Origin of the sequence: Pseudonocardia halophobica (assembly GCF_050948485.1) — a bacterium.
In the GTDB taxonomy this organism is placed as follows: domain Bacteria; phylum Actinomycetota; class Actinomycetes; order Mycobacteriales; family Pseudonocardiaceae; genus Pseudonocardia; species Pseudonocardia halophobica.
Window position 1 is genome coordinate 3,122,065 of record NZ_CP192046.1, and the last position, 24,988, is coordinate 3,147,052.

A 24,988-nucleotide genomic window follows, 5' to 3' on the forward strand; every position below is an offset into this window, starting at 1 on the left:
CACCAGAAAGGAACCCTCCATGATCCGTGTGACCTCCGCCGTGCTCGGCGGGATCGCCCTGACCACGCTCGCCGGCGGCTCGCTCGTCGGCACCGCCCACGCCGCGCCGGTGATCGCCGAGCCGCCGACCGAGCCGGGCCCGGCCGTCGCGGGCAACCCCCTGTGGGCCACCGACCACGTGCCGGTCCCGATCGACGACCCGACCTTCGGGGTCTTCGACGCGATCGCACCGGTCTACGGCCTCGTCGGCGGCATCAACTAGCGCCGACCTGCCCACCGGGGACCGGAGCCGTCACGACCTCGCGAGCGGTCGTGGCGGCTCCGGTGTGTCCGGGGATCTCCGCCGCTCGTCGGTCCGCAGGGGCCGTTCGCGGACCGGCCGGGTGAGGAACCTCCCGGGTGCTTCCCGCCGCAACGGTCGGGCGACAGGGTGGCGTCCATGCTGTTCATCGGGCCGGCGGCCGACGAGTCGACGGACGAGCACCAGGGCTACGTCGCCGGGCTCGACGCCGCGGGGCGGGCCACCGACATCTGGACGGACGTCCGGGAGCGGCTCTCCGGGTACGTCGCCGTGCTCGCCCGGTGCGAGTGCGGGTGGTCGGGCCTGCCGCAGCCGGCCGACCCCGCCGGGCACCGGGCCGCCGAGCGGGAGTGGATCGACGGGCACTTCGCCGCCGTCGTCAGGACGGGGCCGTGGCCCGACGAGATGTTCCTGCGCTCCCCGGTCCGGGCGACCTCCGCCGTGACGTGAGCCGGAGTTCATTGACGCGCCTCAGGGCCGCCGGGCACGATCACGGCGAGGAGACCTAGTCGATCGTTCGTTCAGTGGGGCTCTCGCGGTCGGGTGAGCCGGGCGCGTGCGGTTCCCGGCGGGCGGGGAGCGGAGCAAGGATGCGGACGCGCTTCACGGAACTGTTCGGGGTCGAGCACCCCATCGCCCAGGGCGGCATGCAGTGGGTCGGGCGGGCGCCGCTCGTCGCGGCGGTGGCCGACGCGGGCGGCCTGGGCTTCATCACGGCACTCACCCAGCCCACCCCGGAGGATCTGCGGGCGGAGATCCGGCGGTGCCGGGAGCTGACCGACAAGAACTTCGGCGTCAACCTCACCATCCTGCCCGCGATCACCCCGCCGCCCTACGCGGAGTACCGGCAGGTGATCATCGACGAGGGCGTGCCGTTCGTCGAGACCGCGGGGTCCAACCCCATCGAGCACCTCGAGCACTTCCACTCCGCCGGCATCAAGGTGATCCACAAGTGCACCTCGGTGCGGCACGGGGTCAAGGCGCAGAACCTCGGCGTCGACGCCCTGTCCATCGACGGCTTCGAGTGCGCCGGACACCCCGGTGAGGACGACGTCCCCGGGCTGATCCTGCTGCCCGCGGCGGCCGACGCCCTCGAGATCCCGTTCATCGCCTCCGGCGGTTTCGGCGACGGCCGCGGGCTCGCCGCGGCGCTCGCGCTCGGCGCCGACGGCATCAACATGGGCACTCGCTTCATGGCCACCGTCGAGTCGGGCATCCACCAGAACGTCAAGGACCGGCTGGTCGAGGCGGGGGAGCGGGACACCCAGCTGATCTTCCGGCAGCTTCGCAACACTGCGCGCGTGGCGGACAACGCCGTGTCGCGCGAGGTCGTGGAGAAGCTCAAGGCCGGCGCGCAGTTCGAGGACATCCGGGACCTGGTCGCGGGCAAGCGCGGCGCGATCGTCTACGAGACCGGCGACCTCGACCACGGCATCTGGTCCGCGGGCATGGTGCAGGCGCTCATCCGCGACATCCCCACCTGCGAGGAGCTCATCACCCGCATCGTCCGGGACGCCGAGGAGATCATCACCGGCCGCCTCGCCGGGATGGTCGGCGCACCCGCCGCAGTCTGAGTCTCCGCTCCCGTGAGTCGGGACTTCCGGCACCGCGAGTCGGGAGTTCCGGCAGCGCGGGTCGGGAGTTCCGGCAGCGCGGGTCGGGAGTTCCGGCAGCGCGAGTCGGGAGTTGTGGCACCGCGAGTCGCGCTGTGGTCTCGGGCGAGTTGTGCTGTGCGCTCCGGCGAGTCGGGTCGTGCGCTCCGGCGTGTCGGGCTGTGCGCTGCGGCGAGTCGGGAGGTCCGATAGGACGGGGCGGGGGCTGCGTTCGGCGGCCGGGGCCGGGAGAGTGGAGGCATGCCCTCTGATCCCGGCCCCGACGCCGTCGCGCGATCCGCGGCGGGCGGCGAGGAGTCGACGGAGGCTTCGTCGGCCGGTCCGCATGGCCACGGCGATCGGATCGCCGACGCTCGCGCCGCCGCCGTCGCGCGGGCGGCCGCGCTGGAGGTGCAGGTCGAGGCGCTCGCCGAGCAGCAGGCCCTGACCACGCACGACGACGAGCACGACCCCGAGGGCGTCACGATCGGCTTCGAGCGCGCCCAACTCCTCGGCCTGCTCCGCGGCGCGCGCGACGAGATCGCCGCCCTCGACCGCGCCGCCGACCGGCTGCGGGAAGGCACCTACGGCCGCTGTGCCCACTGCGGCACCGCCATTCCCGACGTCCGCCTCGAAGCGCTCCCCGCCACCGACACCTGCCTCACCTGCGCCGATCTCCGCCGCCGGCGCCGCCGCTGAGCCGACAGCTCGCGCACCCGGTCGGCCCTCGCACACCCACTCCGACCGCTGCCGCACCCGCCGGGTCCTCCCACACCTGTAAGGGGCGGCCCGTCACACCCGCGACGTGCCCGGCGCACTCCGTCGACGGCCCCGTGCCGTGCACCTTCGGGTGTGCCTCCGCGGTGCGGCCGTTCGCGATCGTGACGGGATGTCCCGAGACGACCCGGGACGGTGTGGCGACCGGCACCCTCCCCGCATGGACTCCCACGGTCTCCGCACCCGGCGCTCCCTGCTCGACGCGGGCCTCACCGCCGCCGAGATCCGGCGGATGCGCAACTCCGGCGCTCTCGCGCTCGTCCGACGCGGCGCCTACACCGATCCGGCCGACGAACGTCTGCAGACGCCCGAGGCGCGGCATGCCCTGCTGGTGCGGGCCACGCTGCCGCTGCTGGCGAAGGGCTCGGTGATCAGCCATACGTCGGCGGCGGTGCTGCACGGCTTGCGGCTGTGGGCGGTCCGGCTCGACCGGGTGCACGTCACGCGGGACGCGACCAGCGGCGGCCGCACCTCGCGCCGCTTCCACCTCCACACCGCGCGGCTGCGCGAGGACGAGATCGTCGAGATCGACGGGATCGCCGTCACCACGCCGGCCCGCACCGCCGTCGACCTCGCCCGGACGTTGCCGTACGAGCAGGCCGTCGTCGCCGTCGACTCGGCGCTGGACCTGCAACGGGACCGGACGCCGGGGCGGCGCCGCTCACCCGGCCCGAGTGGGTCGAGGCGATCACCCGAGCCACCGGCTGGCCCGGTGGGCCGGCTGCTCGTCGCGTCGGACGGTTCGCCGCCGAGGGTGCCGAGAGCGTGGGGGAGTCCCGCAGCCGGCTCGCGATCGCGGCGGCCGGCCTGCCTCCGCCGGTGCTGCAACTCGTCGTGCCCGGGGTCGCGCGGGGTGTCGACGGGCGGGTGGACTTCGCCTGGCGGGAGCAGCGCGTGGTCGGGGAGTTCGACGGCCGCGTGAAGTACGGGCGGCTGTTCGCGCCCGGGCAGGAGGCCGGCGACGCGGTCTTCGCCGAGAAGGTGCGCGAGGACGCGATCCGCGCCGCGGGCTGGACGGTCCTGCGGTGGACCTGGGGCGAGCTGCGGGAGTTCGGGACGGTCGCCGCCCGCCTCCGCCGCGTCCTCGACGGCTGATCGGCACCTCGTACATCCCAAGGTGCGTCGCGCGGGCCGTCGACAGCGTGTGCGACGCACTCCACGGGTGTGGGACCGGGTCGGAGCGGGTGTGTCGCGCCGCGGCAGGTGTGGGACCGGGCTGAGCGGGTGTGCCGCGCTGGAGTCAGATCGGCGAGCGGACGTGTCGCGGGCGAAGGTGCCGCACATGGGCGGGGGCACCGGACGGGAGTGGCGTGCCCGCGCCGGACGGGGTTCCCGCGGGACCGCCGGGCGCGCCCGCAGCGGCCCGGACACAGGGAGCGAGGTGCCGCGCAGGGCCACCCGAGCGCCGCTGTCAGGTGCGACTCCCGCCACGTGATCGGACGAACCGCTCTGACCAGTACAGACGACCCCATTCGCCCGATCGTTTCGTCCTGCAATCCCGTGGCCCCGGGACCTAGCGTTCCCCGGCGGTACGACGGAAGTACATGTAGTGGCCGACGAGGGACGCGACTCCGGGCTGACCCTGGACGAGATCACGATCACCGACGAGGCGACCATCAGGAGGGCGGTCGGCGCGGCCGCGATCGGCAACGTCACCGAGTGGTACGACTTCGGGGTCTACTCGTACCTCGTCGTCACGATCACCAAGGTCTTCTTCACCGACCTGCCCCCGGCGACGTCGACGGTCTACGCGTTCGCGGTGTTCGCCGTCTCGTTCCTGGTCCGGCCCCTCGGCGGGCTGTTCTTCGGCCCGCTCGGGGACCGCATCGGTCGGACGAACGTCCTCTCGATCACGGTGATCATGATGGCCGCGGGCACCACGATCCTCGGCCTGCTGCCGGGCTACGCGACGATCGGCGTCGCGGCACCGTTGCTGGTCCTGCTCGTCCGGCTGATCCAGGGCTTCTCCACCGGCGGCGAGTACGGCGGCGCGATGACCTTCATCGCCGAGTACGCCCCGGACCGGCGGCGCGGGTTCCCGGGCAGCTGGCTGGAGTTCGGCACCCTCACCGGGTACGCGCTCGGCGCCGGGCTCGTCACGTTCCTGACCTGGATCCTGACCCCGGAGCAGCTGGTGAGCTGGGGCTGGCGGATCCCGTTCGTGCTCGCCCTGCCGCTCGGGGCGGTCGGGCTCTACCTGCGGGTGAGGCTGGAGGAGACGCCCGCCTTCCAGGCGATGCTGCAGTCCTCGGAGGCCGAGGAGGGCACCCCGACCGGCCGCGCCCTCCGGCTGATCTTCACCAGGTACTGGAAGCAGAGCTGGGCGGGGTCGGCTCGACCTTCCTCGGCCTGCTGGTGATGGGCCTGATGCTGGTCTGCTTCTCCTCGACGGCGCCGTCGACACTCCCGGCGCTCTTCCCGACCGAGATCCGCTACGGCGGCCTCTCGATCACGTTCAACCTGTTCGTGTCGGCCTTCGCCGGCACGGCCGCGACGGTGATCGGGGCGCTGGTGCTGACCACGGGCGACCTCGACTGGCCGGGCTACTACCTGATGGCGGCCGGCGCCGTCGGGGCGATCTCGGTGTGGCTGCTGGCCGAGAGCGCCCGCAAGCCGCTCGCCGGGTCCGGCCCGGCGGTGTCCAGCGAGGCCGAGGCCCGCGCGCTGATCGCCGAGCGTCAGGCGACGGCGCGGCGGGCGAGCCGGACCCGCAGGGTGTGGTCCGGCTCGGGGGCCGTGATCGCGCCGGGCACGCCGCCGAGGCACTCCAGCTCGCCGCGGTCGACGAGGTAGCGCACGTGCGAGGCGGTCTCGGCGAGCGCGCCGATCCGCATCGGGCCGACCTCCTCCCAGGGCCTCGACCAGGTCAGCCGGGCCGCCAGCTCCCACATCGTCGGCTCGCCGGCCTCGCGGACGATGGCCAGCAGCTCGTTGCACCGCTCGGCGTGGTGCGCCTGGAGCGCTCGGGACCGCGCGGCGAGCCCGCGGAACCGGTACTCGTGGGCGGGCAGCGCCGTGAGCCCGCCGTGCTCCTCGTCGGTGACGGCCACGCGCTCGAGCGAGTCGAGGAAGGTGGCCAGGGCCGGGGCGTCGGAGCTGGGGGTGAGGCCGATGTTCGGGGTGATCCGCGGCAGCACGTGGTCGCCGGTCAGCAGCACGCCGGCGTCGGCCTCGAGCAGGCAGATGTGCCCGGGGGTGTGACCGGGGGTCCAGAGCGCGCGGAGCGTGCGGCCCGCCAGCGGGAGTGCGTCGCCGTCGTCGAGCAGGACGTCCGGCTCGGCCATCACCCCGTCCGGCCCGCCGGACCGCGGGCCGGTGAGCTCGCCGACCTCGTCCTCCGAGGCGCCGCAGCCGCAGAGCCAGCCGGCCATGACCTGCCGGCGGTCCTCGGCGCTGCCGGAGCTCCAACGCTGGGGGAGCGTGGCGGCCTCGGCCGTGTGCATCGCGATCCACGCGCCGCTGCGCTCGGCGAGCCGGCCGGAGAGGCCGTGGTGGTCGGGGTGCACGTGCGTCGCGACGATCCCGACGACGTCGTCGAACCCCGCACCGGCGGCCGTCAGCCCGGCGACCAGGGCGGACCACGTCTCCTCGGTGTCCCACCCGGGATCGACGACGACCACGCCGTCGTCGCCGGGGACGAGGTAGCACAGCGTGTACCGCAGGGGGTTCTGCGGGATCGGCACCGGCACCGACCACAGGCCCGCCTCGAGCCGCTCGACGGGCGGGAGCATCTTCGCCGCCCACGCCTCGCGTTGCGCGGTCCCGACGACCTCCACACCCGCGGGGACACCGCCCGCAGGGACCCTTTGCACCACCCGGCCACCCACTTCCTGGACGCCGAACGTCCGAAAACCTGCTCGGACGGTAACCCGGCCCGGGCGGCTCACTCAACCGAGCGCAGCAGGAACGTGACGAGACGCTCCGCGTAGTCCTCCACGTCGATGTTCGTGCGCAGGCGCTCCGGGGTGGACGAGACGTGCAGGGCGACGCCGCCGCACAGCGTGTCGAGCAGCAGCGTGACCGGGGTGTCGGCGGCGATCTCGCCGCGGTCGATCCCGCGCCGGATCATGGCGCGCGCCGCGCGCACCTGGGCCTCGCGGTGGCGCTCCCACCGCTCGGCCACCCCCGGCAGCTGCGGCGCGTCGAGCCCCATCCGCTCGAAGGCGCGTCCGGACGGACCGAGGTGCATGTCGAGGAGCTGCCGGGCCAGCCGGACCAGGTCGCCACGGAGGGTGCCGGTGTCGACGTCCGCGACCACCGGGACGCGCTCGGCGAGCGCACCGACCAGCAGGGCCTCCTTGGACGGCCAGCGCAGGTAGATCGACGCCTTGCCGACGCCCGCGCGCCGGGCCACCGCCTCGACGCTGAACCCCGCCCAGCCCTGCGAGCCGAAGAGCTCGACGGCGGCGCGGGCGACCCGCCGGTCGACGTCCGGGTTGCGCGGGCGGCCCGCGGCGGGGAAGGCGCTCATCTCGCGGCCAGGTTAGCCCCGCGACGACCGGTGCCGCCCCGAGCAGGACGGACCGGGCCGATCGGGACGAGTGGGCCCGGGCGACCCGATGGGGCGAACGTGACGGACCTGAAGTTGCATGGCGCAAGCAACGGCGTATGCTTGCGTGTAGCAACCAAAGGGAGAGGTCCGTGATCAGCACGTCGACGGCGTCCGACCTCGCGGAGGCCATCCGCGAGTTCGTCGACCTCGGCCGTCTCGCGCGCCAGCTGGCCGACGCCGAGCCGCCCGCCGACGGCACCTGCGTCCTGCACCCCTCGCGGGCCGGCCTGCTCGGCCTGCTCGTGGCGGACGGGGAGCAGCGCCTCGGGGTGCTGGCCGCGTCGCTCGACGTCGACGCCTCCGTGATCAGCCGGCGCGTCGCCGCGTTGGAGGAGGCCGGCCTCGTCGCCCGCCGTCCCGACCCGCAGGACCGCCGCGCCCACCTGGTCGGCGTGACCGAGCGCGGCCGCGCCGTGCTGGCCGCGTACCGCGAGCACCGCGCCGAGCAGCTCGCCACCGCCCTCGCCCACCGCACGGACGAGGAGGTCGGGCGGATCGCCGGCGAGCTCCGCGGCCTGGTCGCCGACCTGCACCGGATCACGCCCGCCCCGCGGCGGCGGTCCGACCCGGCGCCCGCGCGGTAGCCGCCCGCGCGCCGGGTACGCCCGGTACCGAGATCCGCACGACCCGAGAGACCCCCCAGAGACGAGGAAGCACGCGTGTCCACCACCCGCGCCGAGACACCGGTCGCGCCGGGCGCGCCGGCAGCGCCCCCGACGAGCGGCGAGGCCGGCGGCATGACGCACCGCCAGGTCCTGCAGGCGCTCTCCGGCATGTTGCTGGCGATGTTCACCGCGTTCCTGTCGGCGACGATCGTCTCGAACGCGCTGCCGACGATCATCACGGACCTGCACGGCTCGCAGAGCCAGTACACCTGGGTCGTCACCGCGACCCTGCTGTCGTCCACGGCGAGCACCCCGATCTGGGGCAAGCTCTCGGACCTCTTCTCCAAGAAGCTGCTGGTCCAGATCGGCATCGTCCTCTACATCGGCGGCTCGATCCTCGCCGGCTTCTCGCACTCGGTCGACATCCTGATCGTCTGGCGGGCCTTCCAGGGCCTGGGCCTCGGCGCGCTGCAGTCGCTGATCATGATCGTGATCGCGGCCATGATCAGCCCCCGGGAGCGGGGCCGCTACACCGGCCCGATCGCCGCGGTGATGTCGCTGGCCACGGTCGCCGGTCCGCTGATCGGCGGTGTGATCGTGGACAGCTCGCTGGGGTGGCGCTGGTGCTTCTGGGTCGGCGCGCCGTTCGCGGTGGTCGCGCTGGTCGTCGTGCAGCGCACGCTGAACCTGCCCGTGGTCAGGCGCCGGGTGAAGATCGACTATCTCGGCGCGGTCCTGATCGCCGCCGGTGTCTGTGACCTGCTGATCTGGGTCACCCTGGCCGGCAACGAGTTCGCGTGGGGCTCGGGCACGTCGTGGCTGCTCATCGCGATCGGCGTCGTCCTGCTGGGGCTCGCCGTGTTCGTGGAGTCGCGGGCGGCGGAGCCGATCGTCCCGCTGTACCTGTTCAAGGAGCGCACCACCACGCTCGCGGTGATCGCCAGCATCGCCGTCGGCGTCGCGATGTTCGGCGGCGCGGTCTTCCTCGGCCAGTACTTCCAGATCGCGCGGGGCTACTCGCCGACCGCGTCCGGGCTGCTCACCCTGCCGATGATCATCGGGTCGACCCTCTCGGCGACCGTCTCCGGCATGCTGATCACCAAGCTCGGGAAGTGGAAGGTCTTCCTGGTCGTCGGCGCGATCCTGATGGTCGTCGGCTTCGGCCTGCTCGCCACGATCGACCACGCCACGAACATCTGGCTGATGGGCGTCTACCTCGCCGTGCTGGGCCTCGGCATGGGCATGACCATGCAGAACTTGGTGCTGGCGGTGCAGAACACGGTCAAGGTCACCGACCTGGGCGCGGCGTCGTCGACCGTCACCTTCTTCCGGTCGCTCGGCGGCACCGTCGGCGTCTCGGTGCTGGGCGCGATCCTGGCGACCCGGGTCGCGGACCTCACCACGCAGGGCCTGTCCGACGCCGGCGTCCCGGTGGTTGGCGCCGCCTCCGGTGAGGTCGGGATCGGCTCCCTGAACGAGCTGCCGGCCTTCGTCGCCGACGTCGTCCGCGGCGCCTACGGCGACGCGACCGCCCGGATCTTCCTGGTCGCGGGTGCGCTGGCGATCGTCTCGCTGCTCGCGATCGTGTTCATCAAGGAGGTCCCGCTGCGCACGCTCAGCGGGATCCAGCAGCAGGCCGAGGCCGACGGTGCGCCGGCGGCCGCCCCGGCCGGCGCCGTCGCCGCGGCCGCCGCCCCGGCTGCGGCCGTCGCCGCACCGGTCACCGCGGCCGGGCCGGCCGAGCTGCCGACCGACGACCGGCACCGCGGACGGCACGCCATGCCGCACCACGCCACGGCCGGGCGTCCGGCCGATCCCGACGGCGTCGGGCCCGCGGTCTACGGCTTCGTCGCCGGCACCGGCGGCGTGGGGATCGGGCACGCGGTCGTCACGCTGACGGCCGGCACGGGGGAGCAGATCGGCCGCGCCACCACCGACGCCGACGGAGGCTTCGAGTTCCACCTGCCGACCGGCGGCACGTTCCTGCTGGTCGTGTCGTCCGGCATGCTGCGGCCCTCGGCGTCGATGGTCGCCGTGGCGGACCGGCCCGTGCGGCACGACGTCACGCTCGGCGGCGGCAGCGAGATCTCCGGGACCGTGACGCGGGGCGAGTCCGCCGTCCCGGCCGCCGGGGTGACCGTCACCCTCATCGACGCCCGCGGCGACGTCGCCGGGACCACCCGGACCGACGACGCCGGCCGCTACCGGATCGCCGGGGTCTCGGCCGGTGCGTTCACGCTGGCCGCGGCCGGGCCGGGCGTGCCGGTGGCGACCTCCGTGACCCTCACCGACGGGGCCCTGCTGGTGCACGACGTCGTCCTGCCGAACCGGGCCGAGCTGCGCGGCACCGTCACCGCCGCGAGCAGCGGGCGGGGCGTGCCCGACGCCGTCGCGACCCTCGTCGCCGCCGACGGCCGCGTGGTCGGCTCGACCACCACGGACGGCGAGGGCGGCTTCGCGTTCGCCGACCTGCCGAGCGGCACCTACACGCTCACCGCGGCCGGGTACGCGCCGGACGTCCAGGTCGTCCGGGTCGACCCGGGCGGGACGACCGAGGTCCGGGTCGCGCTCGGCGCGCCCGTCCCGGGCGGGGTCCCGGCGCCCTCGGGCCGCGCACCCCAGCCCGTCGCGGGCGACTGACGGAGGAACGACGACGGGCCCGGCACCTCGCGGTGCCGGGCCCGTTCCGTGCCGGCCGTCAGGCGGTCACTCGACGGTCGCGTCGACCGTCACCGGGATGTTGCCGCGGGTGGCGTTCGAGTACGGGCAGACCTGGTGGGCGGCCTGCACCAGCTCGTCCGCCGTGGCCTGGTCGACCCCGCCGATCTCGGCGTGCAGGGCGACGGTCAGGGCGAAGCCGCCCTGGTCGTTCGGGCCGATGCCGACCTCGGCGGAGACCGAGGAGTCGGTGATGTCGATCTTCTTCTGCCGTGCGACGGCCTTGAGCGCGCTGTGGAAGCAGGCCGAGTAGCCGGCGGCGAAGAGCTGCTCCGGGTTGGTGGCGCCACCGGCGCCGCCCATCTCCTTCGGGGTGGCCAGGTCGAGGTCGAGGAGGCCGTCCGACGAGCGGACGTGGCCGTTGCGGGCGTCCCCGCTGGACATGGCGGCGGCGGTGTAGAGCACCTTCACGATAGGCTCCCTGTAGGTAGAACGAACGGTCTTCCTTGCTGTCGCCGACTCTGGCACGGGTCGCGCGGAAGCGCAAGACCGATCGTTCTGTCTGTTAGTCTGGCCGCATGCCCGCCCGGCTCGCCGACTCCCCGCCCCACGGCCGTACCCCCGGCCGGTCGGAGGCCCGCGACCGCCTGCTGCGCACCGCGTCCGCCTTGTTCTACGGAGAGGGGATCCGCGCCGTGGGCGTCGACCGGGTGATCGGCGAGGCCGCCGTCACGCGCGCCACCTTCTACCGGCACTTCCCGAGCAAGGACGACCTGGTCGTCGCCTACCTGCGGTCGGTGGACGAGGCGGTCCGCGCCGTCGCCGGCTCCGCTCCCGAGGGGGCGCCGCGGCTGCGAGCCGTGATCGGGGCGATGGGGGAGCAGGCCTGTACCGCCGGGTTCCGTGGATGCGCGTTCATCAACGCGGCTGCGGAGTACCCGGACCCCGACAGCCCCGTGCACCGCGCGGTCGCGGAGCACCGCCGGTGGTTGACCGAGCTGTTCGTGCGAGAGCTCGGGGTGGCCGGGCACCCGGACCCGGAGCAGGCCGGAGCGCAGCTGATGATGCTGCGGGACGGCGCGATGGTCGCCGGCTACCTCGCCGACGCGGCGCGGGCGCGGGAAACCCTGACGCGGGGGTTCGAGGATCTGCTGGCCCGGCCCTGAGCCGTGGTGCTCCCGGCCGGTGATCATGGAGGCGGGTTCAGTCCCCGTACGCCCATTCCCCTGCAATGAGCGTCCCGCGCACGGCAGCGGCCGAGGGGGAGGCGAGGGCGGCGGCCAGCGGGCGGTGGAGCAGGACGAGATCGGCTGCGACGCCCGGTCGCACGGTCCGCGGGGGGCCGCCGGGGTCGTCGGGGGCGGCGAGGTAGGCGTCGAGCGCCTGCCGGGCCGTGACGGACTCGTCGGGACCGAGAGCCGTGCCGTCGGGTGTGCGGCGGCTGGTCGCTGCGGCGATCACCGCCCACGGGTCGACCGGGCCGTAGGGGGCGTCGGAGGAGAGCGCGACCCGCACCCCGGCGTCGAGCAGGCTCCGGCACCGGTACAGATCGGGATGCTCCTCGAGCGGCAGCTCCCGCCGGAAGAGGTCGCCGCGGTCGGCCAGGAACCCCGGCTGCGTGACGACGGCGAGCCCCCGCAGCGCCGGGACCAGCTCCTCCGGCACCAGCGCCGCGTGCTCGACCCGGTCCGCGGGGTGCCGGCCGGCCTCGTCGAGCGCGGCGAGCAGCAGGACCAGCGACTCGCGGGTCACGCTGTGCACGGCGACCCCGCGCCCGGCCTCGTGGGCCGCGCGGATCCGGGCCACCAGCTCGTCGTACGGCGGGAGGCCCGAGTCCGCGAGCACGATCTTCACCGGGCCGACAGCCGCACCCGGGGGCGTGCTCGCCCCGACCGGCACACCGAGCAGCGTCACGCGCTGCACGACCTCGGTGAGCGCCACGGCCGCCGAGGAGTCCAGGTCGGGCGTCGCGTCCGTCACCGCCGTGATCCCGAAGGACGCCAGCTCCCGGCCGAGTGCGGAGAGGTCGGGGAGCCCCGAGCCGGGGAGCCGGGCGCGGAGCCAGTCGTCGGCGCGGAACAGCCGGCCGGTCGGGGTGCCGTCGGCAGCCCGTTCGACGCCGGGGTGGTCGAGCGGTCCCAGCGCCGCGAGCGCCCGGGAGTTGAGGACCCACAGCGCCCCGCTGCGGTGCTGGACGCGGACCGGTCTCCCGGGGTGGAGGGCATCGAGCGTGGCGGCGTCGAGGTCGTCGCCCGGGTAGCGGGTGCCGCGGACCCAACCGTGTTCGTCCGCCGCGGCCGCGCGCAGCGCCGCGGCGAGATCGGGTCCCGAGCAGTCGACCGAGCGTCGGGCCGCGGCCAGCGCGTGCAGGTGGACGTGGTGGTCGACGAGTCCGGGCAGCAGGGCACCCCCCTCGCACCCCACCGCGGGGCCGTCCTTCGAGCCGGCGGGCGACACCGAGGTCACCAGGCCGTTCCGCACCCGGACGTCGACGCGCACGCCGTCGACCTCGGCGTCGCGCAGGACCAGTGCGGTCACCGGATGCCCAGCTCGGCGAGGACGGCCGCGGTGTCGGCGCCGGAATCCGGTGCGGGTCCGGGTACGCGACGAGTCCGAGGTGCGGCGACCGGCACGGGACCGGAGGAAGTGTCGGCCACCCAGCCCGCGCCCTCCCGCCGGGCGCTCCCGCCGGGGCTGCCGTCGAGCGTCCCGGCGACGACCTCGGTCATCGCGACGTCGTGCAGCACCCCCGGCGCGGTCAGGGCCAGGGCGGCGGCGGTCAGCCCGGTGAGCGGGTCGGCGATCGCGTCGCCGGCGAACACCGGGAGGCCCTCGGCGTCGCGGGCGACGAGCCCGGCCGCGGCCGCGACGTCGTCGCCGAACCCGATCCGGTTCGACGCCCGGCCCGCCGCGGTGATCGAGATCCAGGTCGTGCCCCGCGCGACCGCGGCCTCGGCGTCGAGCCCGAAGCCGCGCAGGGCCCGCGGCCTCGAAGCCTCGATCACCACGTCGGCCGCCTCGACCAGTGCCGCGAGGGCCCGACGGCCGTCCGGCTCGGACGGGTCGAGCACCACGGACCGCTCACCGGCGTGCAGGAGCGCGTGGAACCGCGGCTCGCCGCGGCGCGCCCCGTCCGGCCGCGACGGCGTCTCGACCGTGACCACCCGCGCCCCGGCCCGTGCGAGCAGGTGCGCGCACAACGGTCCCGCCCACAGCGCCCCGAACGACACGACGAGCAGACCCGACACCGACCGCGGGACGCCGATCGACCGCGCGGCGCCGGCGACCTCGCGGATCGGCGCCGCGGCGACCCCGAGCAGCTCGGCACGCTCGGCGAGGTCGTGTGCCGGCATCCCGGCCATCGCCGCGATGAGCAGCGGCCACGGGTCGTCGTCGGGCAACGGGTGCTCGACGAGCGCGCCGAGCAGGGCGGGATCGTCCGGCCGGGCGCACGAGACGGCGGCCCAGCCGTCGGCGATCGGCACGAGCCGGCAGCTCCCGCCCACCGACACCCGGCCCGCACGCCGGTGCCCGGTGAAGGCGGCGCGCTCGGCGAGCAGGGCGGCTCCGTCGACGGCGACGAGGGACCCCAGCTCGGCGGCGACGGAGGCCGCGCGGCCCGGGGGGACCAGCGGCGGCCCGTCGGCGTGGCCGGTCAGGGGCACGACACCCGAGGCCGCCCAGTCCGCCGCGGCGTCGCTCCCCACGGCAGCACCCTAACCGCCGGTCACGGCACTAGGCTCGCCTCGCCATGACGCCGCGCACGGTCCACCCCGCCGACCTCGCCGACCAGGCGCCGCTGCTCGACGCGGAGGCCCGCGTCGACGGCCCGCTGCTGGGCGTCGACCTCTCCGGCCCGCCGGCCGACGTCGCGCGTCTCGCCCGGATCGCCGAGGAGTCCGACCGGATCCTGGTCGGGGTGGGGGAGCCCGGCCCGGGCTGGGCCCCGCTGGTCCGGGCCCTGGCGCTGACGCTGGTGCCGACCGACCGGGACGCCGGACCGGAGCTCGTCGGCGTCGGGGACCCCGCGGCGGCGCTGGCCGACCTGCACACCGCGGCCGAGGCGAACCCGCAGGCCGCGACCGTTCTGGCCGGGCTGCTGCGCTGGTCCGGCGCGCTGTCGGTGCCCGCCGCGCTCGACGCCGAGTCCCTCGCCTACTCCACCCTGCTCGGCGGGCCGGAGTTCCGCGCGTGGCTCGACCGCCGCGGCCCGCGCCCCCTGCCGCCGCCCGTCGACGAGCCCGTCCGGGTCGCCCGAGCGGGCCGCATCCTGCACCTCACGCTCAACCGGCCCGAGCGGCGCAACGCGTACGGCCGGCAGCTGCGCGACGCCCTCGTCGGCGGGCTCGACCTGGCCCTGCTGGACCCGGACGTCGAGGAGGTGGTGATCGACGGGGAGGGCCCGGCCTTCTGCGCCGGCGGCGACCTCGACGAGTTCGGCACCGCACCCGACCTCGCCACCGCGCACCTGATCCGGACCCGAGGGGGCGCCGCCCGGCCGGTGCACGCGCTGCGCGACCGCGTCGAGGTCCGCCTGCACGGGCCCTGTGTGGGCGCGGGCATCGAGGTGCCGGCGTTCGCGGGCCACGTCGTGGCCGCGGCGGACACGACCCTCCGGCTGCCCGAGGTCTCGATGGGCCTGATCCCGGGGGCCGGCGGCACCGTGAGCCTGCCGCGGCGCATCGGCCGGTGGCGCACCTTGTACCTCGCCCTGTCGGGCACGCCGTGCGACGCACCGACGGCCCTCCGGTGGGGGCTCGTCGACGCCGTCGCCGAGCAGTGCCAGGCTGACGCCCATGAGCCGTGACGACAACGGTCCCGACGTGGACACCGACCAGCTGGAACCCGAGGACACGCTGGACTACCGCGGGGTCGAGGACGTGCTCGACGAGGGCTACTCGCCGCCCGAACGTCCGTGGGCCGTCGACGACTACGGGATCACCCCCTCCGACGAGCACACCGGCGAGGACCTGGACCACCGGCTCGCCCGCGAGGTGCCCGACAACTGGGGCGACGACGACGAGGACGCCGACTGGCAGTCCGACACCTCGGACACGGACGGCGAGCTGCGCGACGACCAGGTCGGCGACCCGCGCGCCGGGCGCCTCGTCGACGCCGCGGAGGGCGGGGTCTCGGACACCGACGCGGACGCGTGGGCCCGCGACGTCGGCATCGACGGCGCCGGCGCCTCCGCGGAGGAGGCCGCGGTCCACGTCGTCGACGACCAGCAGTAGGCGCCGACGAGTAGGTGCCGTTAACGCGCGCGGCCCGATGATCGTGGTCGGGCCGTGAACGCACCGTCGTCGACCGTCGGGGGCGGAGTCGTGCCCCGCTGGATCCTGCCCCTCGTCCTGCTCAGCGACCTGCTCGTGCTGGGCGTGCTCCACGCGGTCCTCGGCTGGCCCGGGCTGCTGTTCGGACTGCCGGTGCTGATCGGCACGGCGATCGCGCTGCTGGTGCTCCGGCTCGTCACCGCACCGCACCGGCGGTTGCTGGCGGACCTGCGGAGCGTCGGTGTCGGCGGGACGGCGCCGTACCGGCACGGCCCGTCCGGCGGAGCGGAGGAGCCGGTCTGGGCGTGGCCGAGCAACCGGTCGACGGGCGGTGACGACTTCCGGGACGGTTCCTGGGTCGACTCCGGGGGCGACTCCTGCGACGACCGGGATCACCGGCACGCCGTGGATCACTCGTGTGGCGGCTCCTGGACCTCGAATCCGGGCCGGTACGGGTCGGAGCCGAGCTGGTCGGGCTCCGGGGCCGACTCCGGCCGGTCGGGCGCGGACCCGTCGGCGGGCTCCCTCTCCGACTCCTCGTCGAGCTCCTCCTCCGCCGACTCGGGCTCCTCGTCGTCGTCCTCCTCGGACTGAGACCCGCGGCGGCCGGGGTCACGGGCCGGGATCGGGCGGTTCGACGAGACGGTGCCGGTAGGCCAGGGCCACCAGCTGGGCCCGGTCGCGGGCGCCGAGCTTGGTCATCGCGCGGCTGACGTGGGTCTTGGCGGTGGCGTGGCTGATGGTGAGCTCGGCGGCGATCTCGGTGTTGCTCAGGCCGTGCGCGACGAGGGCGACGATCTGCCGCTCGCGGGCGGTGAGCTGGGCCAGCGCGTCGGGGTCGAGCCGCGGCGTCGCGGTTCGGGCGGTGAGCCGGGCGATCAGCCGCCGGGTCAGGCCCGGGGACAGGAGCGCCTCACCACCGGCGACGACCCTGATGCCGAGCAGCAGCTGGGCGGGCTCGGTGTTCTTGATCAGGAAGCCGGCTGCGCCGGCGGCGAGGGCGTCGACGACGTACTCGTCGTGGTCGAAGGTCGTGAGGATGAGGACGTGGACGTCGGCGAGGTCGGGATCGGCGGCGATCTCGCGGGTGGCGGCCAACCCGTCGACGCCCGGCATCCGGATGTCCATGAGCACGACGTGCGGGCGGGTCCGCCGGGTCAGCTCCACCGCGGTGGCCCCGTCCCCGGCCTCGCCGACCACGACCATGCCGGGCTCGGTGTCGACGAGGACGCGGAAGCCGCCGCGGACCAAGGCCTCGTCGTCGGCGATGAGCACGCGGACGGGTTCGGCCACCGGATCGACCGGGAGATGCTCGGACGTCATCGCGGGCCCGGGACGGGCAGCTCGGCGCACACCTCGAAGCCGCCGTCGGGGTGCGGGGCCGCGGTGAGGCGGCCGGACAGCGCACGGGCCCGCTCGCGCATCCCGTCGATGCCGTGCCCGCAGGGTGTGACCGCGGGGGACGCGTGCCCGTCGTCGCGGATCCGGATGAGCAGCCGCGACGGTTCGTAGGTGAGGGCCACCCGGACGCTGCGGGCCCCGGCGTGGCGGATCACGTTGGTCAGCGCCTCCTGGACGATCCGGTAGGCGGCCAGGTCGACGGCCACGGGCAGGGGCCGCGGCTCCCCGTCGACCTCCCGCTCCATGCGCAGACCTGCGGCGTCGGCCGTGTCGAGCAGGTCGGTCAGCCGGTCGAGCCCACCCCGGGGCGTCCGCGGTTCCCCGGACGAGGTGTCGGCGCGCAGGATGCCGAGGATCGTCCGGACGTCCGTGAGGCCGTCGTCGCAGATCGTCTTGATCGCGGCGAGCGCCTCGCGGGCCTGCGCGGGGCGCTGGTCGGCGACGTGCAGGCCGACCCCGGCCTGCACGCTGACGGTGGCCATGGTGTGCCCGACGACGTCGTGCAGCTCGCGGGCGATGCGCAGCCGTTCCTCGGCGGCGAGCCGGCGCGCCCGCTCCTCGCGCGCCTGCGTCTCGCGGGCGTGCTGGGCGCGGGTGGCGGCGAGCACCGCCCGGTGGTAGCCGACGGCCGCGCCCGCGCTGCTCGCGGTGGCCGCCAGCAGCACCGCGTCGGGGACCACGCCGGCGGTCGCGGTGTCGCCGAGCACCACCCGGATCGCGACGATCTGGACCAGCGCGGTGACCACGGCGCCCGCGAGGCCCCACCGCCAGCCCCGGAGGGCCGCGAGGGTGTAGCAGCCGATCAGCGGAGCCAGCGCGACCAGGAGCCCGGGATAGGGGACGAGGAACCAGAGGAGGGGGACCGCCTCGAGCACGGCCAGGGCCACGACGGGGTGGCGGCGGCGCACCGCGACCGCTCCGGCGACCGCGACGGCCAGCGCCGCAGCTCCGGCGTCGGGCGGGCGGGCGTCGGCCACGGCCGGCACGATGCCGGCGGCCGCGGCGACGAGGAGCCCCACCGCCACGCAGACCCCGAGGACCGCGTCGACCGCGACCGGCGACCGCAGGCCGCGACGCACCGGCTCACCCCTGATGTCGACCATCCGCCCGCCCTCGATCCGGCCCGCCCGTCGCCCGGTCCATGGTCGCCGGTGCCGCCCCGGGAGCGCATCCACCGCGGGCGGTGTCCCGGCGCTACCTCCGGGGTCGTACGTCGTCTACCACCGGCGGCTGACCGTGCGGCCGCGGGATCAGCCGGAAGTGCCGACCCTCGTCCGACGCGCAGGCCCCGGCCCGGCACCCACCATTCGCGCACCGGCCGGGACCGACCAGGCCAGGCCCGAACGAAGGGATCCGTGATGTCCGTCGATCACCTGCTCGCCGTCCACCTCTCGCTCGCCGTCGGTGGCTACGACGTCGGCGCGGGACGGACCGTGCCCACCGTCGCCGCCGTGCTGGCGTTGGCCGGCGCGGTCGTCGGCGGGCTGGCACTGGCCCGCCCCACCGGTCGGCTCGGTCCGATCAGCAGGCGGGCCGCGGCCGCCGTCGGCCTGGTGCTCGGGCTGGTCGGCGCGGTCGTCGGTGGGCTGCACGCGGCCAGCTCCGCGGGTGGCCTCGGCACCGGCAACGGGCTGGCCGGGGCCGTCGCGGCCGTGGTGCTGGGGCTGGTCGGGACGGTCCTCGCCGGACTGGCGCTCGCCCGCTCCCACCGCCCGGTCCGACCCGGCTGACCCGCTGGTCAGACGGGCACGACCGCGGTGGCGGCACGGGAACGTGCCGCCACCAACCGCCGTCGGAACGTGTCCGTGTCGCTGTGCACCGGGCTGGTGCCGTGCACGAAGTCGAGGAGCACCTGGGCGAAGCGTGCCGGGTGCTCGGCGTGGGGGAAGTGCCCGGTGCGCTCGAAGACCTCGAGCCGGCTGGACGGGAGCCGGTCGTGCGCGGTGAGGGTGTGGGCGAGGGGGATGACGGTGTCGTCGGTGCCGGCGACGAGCAGGAGCGGGAGCTCGGCGAGCAGGTGGAGCCGGCCCGTCCCGTCGAGGCGCTGGCCGGACCAGGTGAGCGCGCTGCGCACGGTGTGGATGAAGGCGTCCCGTGCGCCGTCGTCGGCGAAGGAGGCCAGGGCGCAGGCCAGTTCGTCCAGCTCGGCGGTCGGTACCCCCGGCACGAGCCGGACGGCCCGGCGCGCGAGCCCGGCGAGCCTGCGCGGGGTGAGCGTGTGCACGGCCTTCAGGACGGCGGCGGCGCCCGGCAGGCTCGCCGCGCGCAGGGCGATGCTGACGTCCGGGCCGAGGCCGCCGCTGGCGTCGAGGACGAGCCGTTCGGTGAGCTCGGGGAACTGGTAGGCGAACTGCATCGCGACACCCCCGCCGAAGGAGTGCCCCACCACGGTGGCGCGGTCCAGGCGCAGGGCGAGCAGGAGGTCGCGCAGGCCGGCCGCGTAGGCGCCGAGGGAGTAGTCGCCGGTCCGGGGCTTCGCCGACTCCCCGTGGCCGAGCAGGTCCGGTGCGACGACGTGGGCGTGGCGTCCGAGCAGGGGCAGCACCGGCAACCAGGTGGCCGAGCTGCTCGCCAGCCCGTGCAGGAGCACGACGGTCGGGCCGCCGCTGCGTCGTCCGGTCTCCAGGTAGGTCACGCGCTGGCCGTGGAGGACGATCTCGCGGCGGGCGACGGAGCCGGGTGCCGTCGAGCGGGAGCGGCGGTGGAGCCGGTGGGCTCGGGGCGGCACGCCGGGCGTGGGACCCCGTCGGGGGAGCTGGCTCATCTCGTCCTTCGGTGGCGGAGCCGGGGACGGCGTCGTCCACCTCGGCAGCGGTGTAGCGGGAGCGCCGGGGACATAGCCCGATCCCGTGATCGATAGTCGGGCCGCCGCTGTCGGGCGCGTCACACACCGCCCGCTCCGGGGAGTGCGCCTACCGGTGACGACGGCCGTGCAGCCGGGCGAGCAGCCGCCACGCCGGACGCTGCACGAGGTCGGGGACGCCGTGCAGGACGAAGGGCAGGCCGTGCCGGACGTTGATCGCGGCCAGCTCCCCGAGCGGCGGGAACCGGCCGCCGCCCGCCAGCGCGCGGAACTGCTCCTCCAGGGGGCCTGCCGGCGTCTCCCGCATCCGGATCCGCGCCGGCTCGTCGAAGGGGTTGGCGAACGCGTGGACCACCGTGGGCGGGACCGTCACGGTCTCCCCGGCCCGCAGCTCGCGGGTCTCCGCTCCGACGACGACCCGCAGCCGTCCCTCCAGCACGGTGAAGGCCTCGGTCTGCGCGAGGTGCCGGTGCCGCGGCGGGCCGCTCAGCCCCGGAGGGAGGAGCGCGTCGACCTCGAACAACGCGCCGGCGTTGTCCCGGCCCGAGGCGCGGATGGCGACGGTCTCCCCGGTGGGCAGCCGGAGGACGGGGGACGGGGTGCCGGGGTCGGACATCGCGGGGTCCTAGTGGGTCGGGTCGCCCGACCGGGGACGGCGCTCGTCCGTCGCGCCGGCCGGAGCGGTCGCCCGGACCTGCCGCAGGAGCGCGGTGAAGGCGAGGGCCGCCGTCACGGCGCCGCCGACGAGGCGGACCCGGTGCCCGGCGACGAACTCGGCCGCGACGCGACGCAGCTCCTCGGCGGGGTGGGTGCCGACCGGGTCGACGAACATGATCTCGTTGCGCGGCCAGAAGAACAGCACGGAGAACAGGAACTCGCAGGCGACGAACACGGCGACGGCCCCCGCGACCCACCACCGCAGGCGCCGGTCGCGCCAGGTCAGCACGACCGTGACGAGGCCGGTCACCACCACCGCGGCGCCGAGCGGGGGGAAGTAGTCGGCCGGCCCTCCGGCGACGAGGAACTCCCGCGCCCGGTCCAGCGACGCCGGCGGGTCGGCGAAGATGTTCGGGTAGAGCATCACGGTCTCGGCGGCCACACCGCCGAAGGACAGCAGGGCCGCCCACACGAGGACGATCAGTGCCGTCGTCGTGACGGTCGTGCGGGACATGGGGTCCTCCTCCGCTGGTCGGTGCCGGGCGGCCGGCCCGGAGCGGTGGGGACGCTAGGTCCGGAGGCAGGCCCGGGTCTGCCGCGTGATCGCGCGACCCGGTGTCGCTTCTCGACGTACGCGCGGCCGGGGATCGTCGCCTCCGGGCGTCTGTGGCGGCACTGCGCTCCGCTCTACTCTCGACGATCGTGCAGGCCGTCCGCCCCACCCGCGTCGAGTCGCTCCTCGGTGTCGCGGTGTTCTGCCTGGTCGCGGTCGCCGTCATCGGGGACGCGGGCCCGGGCGGCCGGTCGGTCGCCGGCACCCTGACCGCGTTCGCGTTCGCGGTGGGTTTCGGCGCCCTGCTGCCGGCCGCCCGGGCCTGGCCGGTCCCGGTGCTGCTCGTGACGGCGGTCGGCATCGTCGTCTACTACGTGCTGGACCTGCCGCCGATCGGGCTGGCGGCGCCGATCGCGGCCGCGCTGTACGTCGCCGCGGAGCGCGGGCGCGTGGTGTGGGCCGTGGGCGTGGCCGGCTGCCTGCTCGCGGCGTCGATCGGCGTGCGACTGGCCGAGGGCGACGACCCGGCGATCGTCCTCGGCCTCCAGCTCGGCTCCGAAGCGGCGCTCGTGCTCGCGGTCGTCGCCCTCGGTGACGCGGTCCGCAGCAGGCGGGCGCTGCGTGCCGAGCTCGCCCGCCAGGCGGACGCCGCGGAGGAGGAACGGCACCGTGAGGCCGCCCGGCAGGTCGACGCCGAACGCGTGCGCATCGCGCGCGAGCTGCACGACACCCTCGGACACACGATGTCCGTGGTCACGCTCCAGGCGGCGGTCGGGGAGGAGGCCCTCGCCGACGGCAAGCCCGCCGACGCACGGGCCGCGCTCGCCGCCATCGGCACCGCCGGTGCGGGCGCGATGACCGAGCTGCGGGCCACCCTCGGAACCCTGCGCGGGGACACCGGCGCTCCGGAACCCGCGGCGGGCCTCGACCGGCTCCCGGCGCTGGTCGACGGGGTGCGCAGCGGCGGGCTGCCGGTCGAGCTGCGCGTCGACGGGGACGCCGCCGCGCTCCCGGCGGTCGTCGCCACCACGGCCTACCGCGTGGTCCAGGAGGCGCTCACCAACGTGCTGCGGCACGCCGGCGCCACCCGCGCCACCGTCACCGTGGAGGCGTCCGGTGGGCGGCTGCGGGTGGAGGTCGTCGACGACGGGCGCGGCGCACCCGGCGACCGGGTCGCCATCGAGCCGGGCCACGGCCTGCACGGCATGACCGAGCGCGTCGCACTGCTCGGCGGGGAGGTCCGGGTCGGCGACGCCGAGGGCGGCGGCTTCCGCGTCCGCGCCTGTCTGCCGGTCGGACGGACGGCCACATGACCCCCGTGCGCGTCGTCCTCGTCGACGACCAGCACCTCGTCCGCGCGGGCCTTCGTGGGCTCCTGGAGCGCGACCCCGGCATCATCGTCGTCGGCGAGGCGGGCGACGGCGCGACCGGGCTCGCCGTCGTGCGGACCGAGCGGCCGGACGTCGTCCTCATGGACGTGCGCATGCCCGGCACCGACGGGCTCGGGGCGACCCGCCGCATCCTGGCCGACCCGGCGCTCGACCGGGTCCGCGTCGTCATGCTCACGACGTTCGACGACGACGAGTACCTGTTCGAGGCCATCCGCGCCGGTGCGGCGGGGTTCCTGCTCAAGGACACCCGGCCCGACGCCCTCCGCGACGCCGTGCACACCGTCGCCGGCGGGGACGCGTTGCTCTCGCCCGCCGTCACGCACCGGGTCCTCGCCGCGGCGGCCCGGGCCGCCGCGCCCACCCCCGACCGGATCGCCTGCCTCACCGCGCGCGAGCGGGACGTCCTGGAGCAGGTCGGCCGCGGCCGGTCGAACGCCGAGGTGGGCGCCGCGCTGTTCCTGAGCCCGGAGACCGCGCGGACCTACGTCAGCCGGCTCCTCGCCAAGCTGGACGCCCGCGACCGGTCGCAGCTCGTCGTGATCGCCTACGAGAGCGGTCTCGTCCGCCCCGGCGAGCCCTGATCCCTGGGCGTCGGCGGTCCGAGCGGTCCGTCAGGCGCTGTCCCGCTCCACCACGTGGGCGGGGAAGCGGCGCACCGCGTGCCCCGGGTCCCACCGCCCCTCGATCGCGGAGAGGACGACGCCGGCGAGCGGGGTGTCCCCGCCGGTGAGGTCGCCGGCGACCGAGGTCAGGCGGGGCCGCAGCAGGTCGCAGAAGGGGTCGTCGTCCATCCCGATCACGGCGACCCGGCCGGGCACGTCGACCCCGGCGTCGGTGAGGGCGCCGAGCAGCAGCCCGGCGTGCCGGTCGCTCGGCCCGACGACGCCGTCGGGCATCCAGCCCCGCCGCCACTCCTCGACGACCCGGCCGGCGGCGTCGACCTCGGGCCGCATGGGGACGTAGCGGGCCTCGAGCCCGCGCTCGGCCGCCGTGGCCAGCACCTCGGCGATCCGGTTGCCCAGCACCAGGTCCGCGGCGCGGTCGTCGTACGAGCCGAGGACGGCGATCCGCCGGCAGCCCCGGTCGGCGAGGCGGGTGGCGGCGACGCGGCCGAGCTCGCCGTCGTCGAGCACCACGGTGGCGGTGAGCTCCGACGTCCGCCGGCCCAGCGCGACCGGCACCGTGCCGGCCTCGGCGAGCATCGCGACGCTCTCCTCGGTGAAGCGGTCGAGCGTCGCGACGACGGCCGCGGGCCGCAGCGCCAGCCACGCCCGGGCGGCCGCGAGCCCGCTGACGGTGGGGTCGCCGTGGATGAGGAAGGTGTAGCCCGCCTTGCGCACCTCGGACGCGATCCGGACCAGGCCGAAGAAGGGCAGCCGGTCGCTCATCATCGAGCTGCCGTCGACGTGCCCGACGACGAGGTCGCTGCGCCCGCGCCGCAGCGACCGCGCACTGACGTGCGGGACGTACCGCAGCGCCTCGGCGGCGGCGAGCACCTTGGCGCGCGTCTGCTCCGGGATCCGGGCGCCGGGCGTCCGGTTGAGCACGTAGGAGGCGGTCGCCCGGGACACGCCCGCCTGGCGGGCGACGTCGCTCATCGTCGCCGCTCGGGGCCCGGCGGGGCCGTGTGTTCCGTTCGGACCGGTCGTGCCGTCCACCTGGCCGATCCTGCCAGCCACCACTCCGCCACGATCAGGTTCAGCACCCATGACGCCCAGACGGAGACACCGACGGCCTGCGCGATCACGGTGGGTGCACCATCGGCGCCCGACAGAGCCCCGGGGGCGTACACCGCCAGGCAGATCGGTGACCACGCGCGATTGGCCACGATGGACCACGTCAGGGCGACGCTGCGCACCATCCAGGCTCGGTGCTGCACGTACCGGCGCCGCCGGGCCGCCCGGTACCCCAGCACGCCGGTGACCAGCCAGAGCACTCCGAGCGCGGTGTTGCCCGCCTGCTGCACCGGCCCCAGCTCGCCGAAGGGGGCGATCGTCAGGACGGCCAGCCCGCCCGGGAACACCCCGGCGAACAGGTACAGCCGCCCGCTCCACCGGTGCACGCGCGGGTGCGTGCGGCGCAGCCACGGCCAGACCTGCAGCACGCTGGTCAGCAGCGCGACCGAGCCGAAGGCGATGTGCGCCACCAGCATCGGGTAGAAGTGCGACAGCTCCGGCTGGGGCGGGACGCGGGACCGCGCCGGGTCGAGGCCGAGGTACGGAGGCAGGGCGGTGACGAGGAACAGGACCGCCAGGAGCCCGAGCGGCAGGACCCAGGGACGGCGCCGGAAGGACCGTGGTGGGGGCGACGGCGGCGGCGTGGTGACAGGTGCGGCCATGCCGTGATCCTTCGGCGCCGCCGCGGGCCGCGGCAGCCGACCGGCCCCCGGATCCGTGGTGGGGGAATCCGGAGTACTCGCAGCTCA

General features: G+C 75.6%; 29 protein-coding genes. 17 read left to right on the plus strand and 12 right to left on the minus strand.

All coding sequences use genetic code 11. The features are described from left to right. Positions 1-19: 19 nt before the first annotated feature. From ACQP04_RS15015 to ACQP04_RS15050, 8 genes are all read left to right on the plus strand, one after another. Positions 20-262 (plus strand): hypothetical protein, encoded by a 243-nt coding sequence (locus ACQP04_RS15015; RefSeq protein ID WP_433507648.1) that lies wholly within the window; start codon positions 20-22, stop codon positions 260-262. A 177-nt stretch (positions 263-439) separates the two neighbouring features. Next, complete coding sequence (locus ACQP04_RS15020; RefSeq protein WP_433507649.1) at positions 440-751, plus strand: hypothetical protein; 312 nt, start codon at positions 440-442, stop codon at positions 749-751. Positions 752-891: 140 nt separating this feature from the next. After that, complete coding sequence (locus ACQP04_RS15025) at positions 892-1,875, plus strand: NAD(P)H-dependent flavin oxidoreductase (protein WP_433507650.1); 984 nt, start codon at positions 892-894, stop codon at positions 1,873-1,875. Between the two features lie 279 nt (positions 1,876-2,154). After that, positions 2,155-2,592, plus strand: coding sequence for a TraR/DksA family transcriptional regulator (locus ACQP04_RS15030; RefSeq protein WP_433507651.1), 438 nt, complete (start codon positions 2,155-2,157; stop codon positions 2,590-2,592). A 238-nt stretch (positions 2,593-2,830) separates the two neighbouring features. After that, positions 2,831-3,592, plus strand: a complete 762-nt coding sequence (locus ACQP04_RS15035; RefSeq protein WP_433507652.1) for a type IV toxin-antitoxin system AbiEi family antitoxin domain-containing protein — start codon at positions 2,831-2,833, stop codon at positions 3,590-3,592. After that, positions 3,565-3,765: a hypothetical protein gene (locus ACQP04_RS15040; protein WP_433507653.1), complete on the plus strand. Its 201-nt coding sequence runs from the start codon at positions 3,565-3,567 to the stop codon at positions 3,763-3,765. Before ACQP04_RS15035 ends, ACQP04_RS15040 begins: the two co-directional genes overlap by 28 nt. 454 nt (positions 3,766-4,219) lie before the next feature. After that, positions 4,220-5,029, plus strand: coding sequence for an MFS transporter (locus ACQP04_RS15045; protein WP_433507654.1), 810 nt, complete (start codon positions 4,220-4,222; stop codon positions 5,027-5,029). Next, entirely contained in the window at positions 5,029-5,463 is a 435-nt protein-coding gene (locus tag ACQP04_RS15050; protein WP_433507655.1) for a hypothetical protein, read from the plus strand. Before ACQP04_RS15045 ends, ACQP04_RS15050 begins: the two co-directional genes overlap by 1 nt. Here the strand turns inward: ACQP04_RS15050 and ACQP04_RS15055 are convergent. After that, positions 5,349-6,446 (minus strand): MBL fold metallo-hydrolase, encoded by a 1,098-nt coding sequence (locus ACQP04_RS15055; protein ID WP_433507656.1) that lies wholly within the window; start codon positions 6,444-6,446, stop codon positions 5,349-5,351. The genes ACQP04_RS15050 and ACQP04_RS15055 overlap by 115 nt on opposite strands. Before the next feature lie 107 nt (positions 6,447-6,553). Beyond that, positions 6,554-7,141, minus strand: coding sequence for a TetR/AcrR family transcriptional regulator (locus tag ACQP04_RS15060; protein WP_433507657.1), 588 nt, complete (start codon positions 7,139-7,141; stop codon positions 6,554-6,556). 170 nt (positions 7,142-7,311) lie between these two features. Between ACQP04_RS15060 and ACQP04_RS15065 the strand changes: the two genes are divergently transcribed. Both ACQP04_RS15065 and ACQP04_RS15070 read left to right on the plus strand, forming a co-directional pair. Beyond that, positions 7,312-7,806: a MarR family winged helix-turn-helix transcriptional regulator gene (locus ACQP04_RS15065; RefSeq protein WP_433507658.1), complete on the plus strand. Its 495-nt coding sequence runs from the start codon at positions 7,312-7,314 to the stop codon at positions 7,804-7,806. A gap of 75 nt (positions 7,807-7,881) precedes the next feature. Further along, complete coding sequence (locus ACQP04_RS15070; RefSeq protein ID WP_433507659.1) at positions 7,882-10,467, plus strand: MFS transporter; 2,586 nt, start codon at positions 7,882-7,884, stop codon at positions 10,465-10,467. A gap of 66 nt (positions 10,468-10,533) precedes the next feature. Here ACQP04_RS15070 and ACQP04_RS15075 read toward each other — a convergent pair whose 3' ends face one another. Then, entirely contained in the window at positions 10,534-10,959 is a 426-nt protein-coding gene (locus tag ACQP04_RS15075) for an organic hydroperoxide resistance protein (RefSeq protein ID WP_433508369.1), read from the minus strand. Positions 10,960-11,063: 104 nt separating this feature from the next. Between ACQP04_RS15075 and ACQP04_RS15080 the strand changes: the two genes are divergently transcribed. Further along, entirely contained in the window at positions 11,064-11,651 is a 588-nt protein-coding gene (locus ACQP04_RS15080) for a TetR/AcrR family transcriptional regulator (RefSeq protein WP_433507660.1), read from the plus strand. Positions 11,652-11,688: 37 nt separating this feature from the next. Here ACQP04_RS15080 and ACQP04_RS15085 read toward each other — a convergent pair whose 3' ends face one another. Together ACQP04_RS15085 and ACQP04_RS15090 are read right to left on the minus strand one after the other, a co-directional pair. Next, positions 11,689-13,023: an amidohydrolase family protein gene (locus tag ACQP04_RS15085; protein ID WP_433507661.1), complete on the minus strand. Its 1,335-nt coding sequence runs from the start codon at positions 13,021-13,023 to the stop codon at positions 11,689-11,691. Further along, entirely contained in the window at positions 13,020-14,192 is a 1,173-nt protein-coding gene (locus ACQP04_RS15090; protein ID WP_433507662.1) for a CoA transferase, read from the minus strand. Before ACQP04_RS15090 ends, ACQP04_RS15085 begins: the two co-directional genes overlap by 4 nt. A gap of 44 nt (positions 14,193-14,236) precedes the next feature. Here ACQP04_RS15090 and ACQP04_RS15095 point away from each other — a divergent pair, with 44 nt between their 5' ends. From ACQP04_RS15095 to ACQP04_RS15105, 3 genes are all read left to right on the plus strand, one after another. After that, a complete protein-coding gene (locus tag ACQP04_RS15095) occupies positions 14,237-15,292 on the plus strand; it encodes an enoyl-CoA hydratase/isomerase family protein (protein ID WP_433507663.1) in 1,056 nt (351 codons plus the stop codon). Continuing rightward, positions 15,282-15,719 carry a DUF5709 domain-containing protein gene (locus tag ACQP04_RS15100; RefSeq protein WP_037048070.1) on the plus strand — a complete coding sequence of 146 codons (438 nt, stop codon included), beginning with the start codon at positions 15,282-15,284 and terminating at the stop codon, positions 15,717-15,719. The genes ACQP04_RS15095 and ACQP04_RS15100 overlap by 11 nt, the downstream gene beginning before the upstream one ends. Before the next feature lie 90 nt (positions 15,720-15,809). Further along, positions 15,810-16,352, plus strand: a complete 543-nt coding sequence (locus ACQP04_RS15105) for a hypothetical protein (RefSeq protein WP_433507664.1) — start codon at positions 15,810-15,812, stop codon at positions 16,350-16,352. A gap of 18 nt (positions 16,353-16,370) precedes the next feature. On the opposite strand, the gene ACQP04_RS15110 is transcribed toward ACQP04_RS15105, so the two are convergent. Both ACQP04_RS15110 and ACQP04_RS15115 read right to left on the minus strand, forming a co-directional pair. Further along, positions 16,371-17,081 (minus strand): response regulator, encoded by a 711-nt coding sequence (locus ACQP04_RS15110; protein ID WP_433507665.1) that lies wholly within the window; start codon positions 17,079-17,081, stop codon positions 16,371-16,373. Beyond that, positions 17,078-18,262 (minus strand): sensor histidine kinase, encoded by a 1,185-nt coding sequence (locus ACQP04_RS15115; RefSeq protein WP_433507666.1) that lies wholly within the window; start codon positions 18,260-18,262, stop codon positions 17,078-17,080. Before ACQP04_RS15115 ends, ACQP04_RS15110 begins: the two co-directional genes overlap by 4 nt. Before the next feature lie 255 nt (positions 18,263-18,517). Between ACQP04_RS15115 and ACQP04_RS15120 the strand changes: the two genes are divergently transcribed. After that, entirely contained in the window at positions 18,518-18,889 is a 372-nt protein-coding gene (locus ACQP04_RS15120; protein WP_433507667.1) for a DUF6223 family protein, read from the plus strand. A gap of 8 nt (positions 18,890-18,897) precedes the next feature. On the opposite strand, the gene ACQP04_RS15125 is transcribed toward ACQP04_RS15120, so the two are convergent. The 3 genes from ACQP04_RS15125 to ACQP04_RS15135 all read right to left on the minus strand — a co-directional run bounded on the left by ACQP04_RS15125 (position 18,898) and on the right by ACQP04_RS15135 (position 21,133). Beyond that, complete coding sequence (locus ACQP04_RS15125) at positions 18,898-19,923, minus strand: alpha/beta fold hydrolase (RefSeq protein WP_433507668.1); 1,026 nt, start codon at positions 19,921-19,923, stop codon at positions 18,898-18,900. 148 nt (positions 19,924-20,071) lie between these two features. Beyond that, positions 20,072-20,578, minus strand: a complete 507-nt coding sequence (locus tag ACQP04_RS15130) for a cupin domain-containing protein (RefSeq protein ID WP_433507669.1) — start codon at positions 20,576-20,578, stop codon at positions 20,072-20,074. A 9-nt stretch (positions 20,579-20,587) separates the two neighbouring features. Continuing rightward, positions 20,588-21,133 carry a DUF1772 domain-containing protein gene (locus ACQP04_RS15135; RefSeq protein WP_433507670.1) on the minus strand — a complete coding sequence of 182 codons (546 nt, stop codon included), beginning with the start codon at positions 21,131-21,133 and terminating at the stop codon, positions 20,588-20,590. A 188-nt stretch (positions 21,134-21,321) separates the two neighbouring features. Here ACQP04_RS15135 and ACQP04_RS15140 point away from each other — a divergent pair, with 188 nt between their 5' ends. After that, positions 21,322-22,485, plus strand: coding sequence for a sensor histidine kinase (locus ACQP04_RS15140; protein WP_433507671.1), 1,164 nt, complete (start codon positions 21,322-21,324; stop codon positions 22,483-22,485). Further along, positions 22,482-23,144: a response regulator transcription factor gene (locus ACQP04_RS15145; protein ID WP_433507672.1), complete on the plus strand. Its 663-nt coding sequence runs from the start codon at positions 22,482-22,484 to the stop codon at positions 23,142-23,144. The genes ACQP04_RS15140 and ACQP04_RS15145 overlap by 4 nt, the downstream gene beginning before the upstream one ends. A gap of 30 nt (positions 23,145-23,174) precedes the next feature. Here ACQP04_RS15145 and ACQP04_RS15150 read toward each other — a convergent pair whose 3' ends face one another. Both ACQP04_RS15150 and ACQP04_RS15155 read right to left on the minus strand, forming a co-directional pair. Continuing rightward, positions 23,175-24,161 (minus strand): LacI family DNA-binding transcriptional regulator, encoded by a 987-nt coding sequence (locus ACQP04_RS15150; protein WP_433507673.1) that lies wholly within the window; start codon positions 24,159-24,161, stop codon positions 23,175-23,177. Then, positions 24,158-24,901 (minus strand): DUF2306 domain-containing protein, encoded by a 744-nt coding sequence (locus tag ACQP04_RS15155; protein WP_433507674.1) that lies wholly within the window; start codon positions 24,899-24,901, stop codon positions 24,158-24,160. Before ACQP04_RS15155 ends, ACQP04_RS15150 begins: the two co-directional genes overlap by 4 nt. Positions 24,902-24,988: the final 87 nt, after the last annotated feature.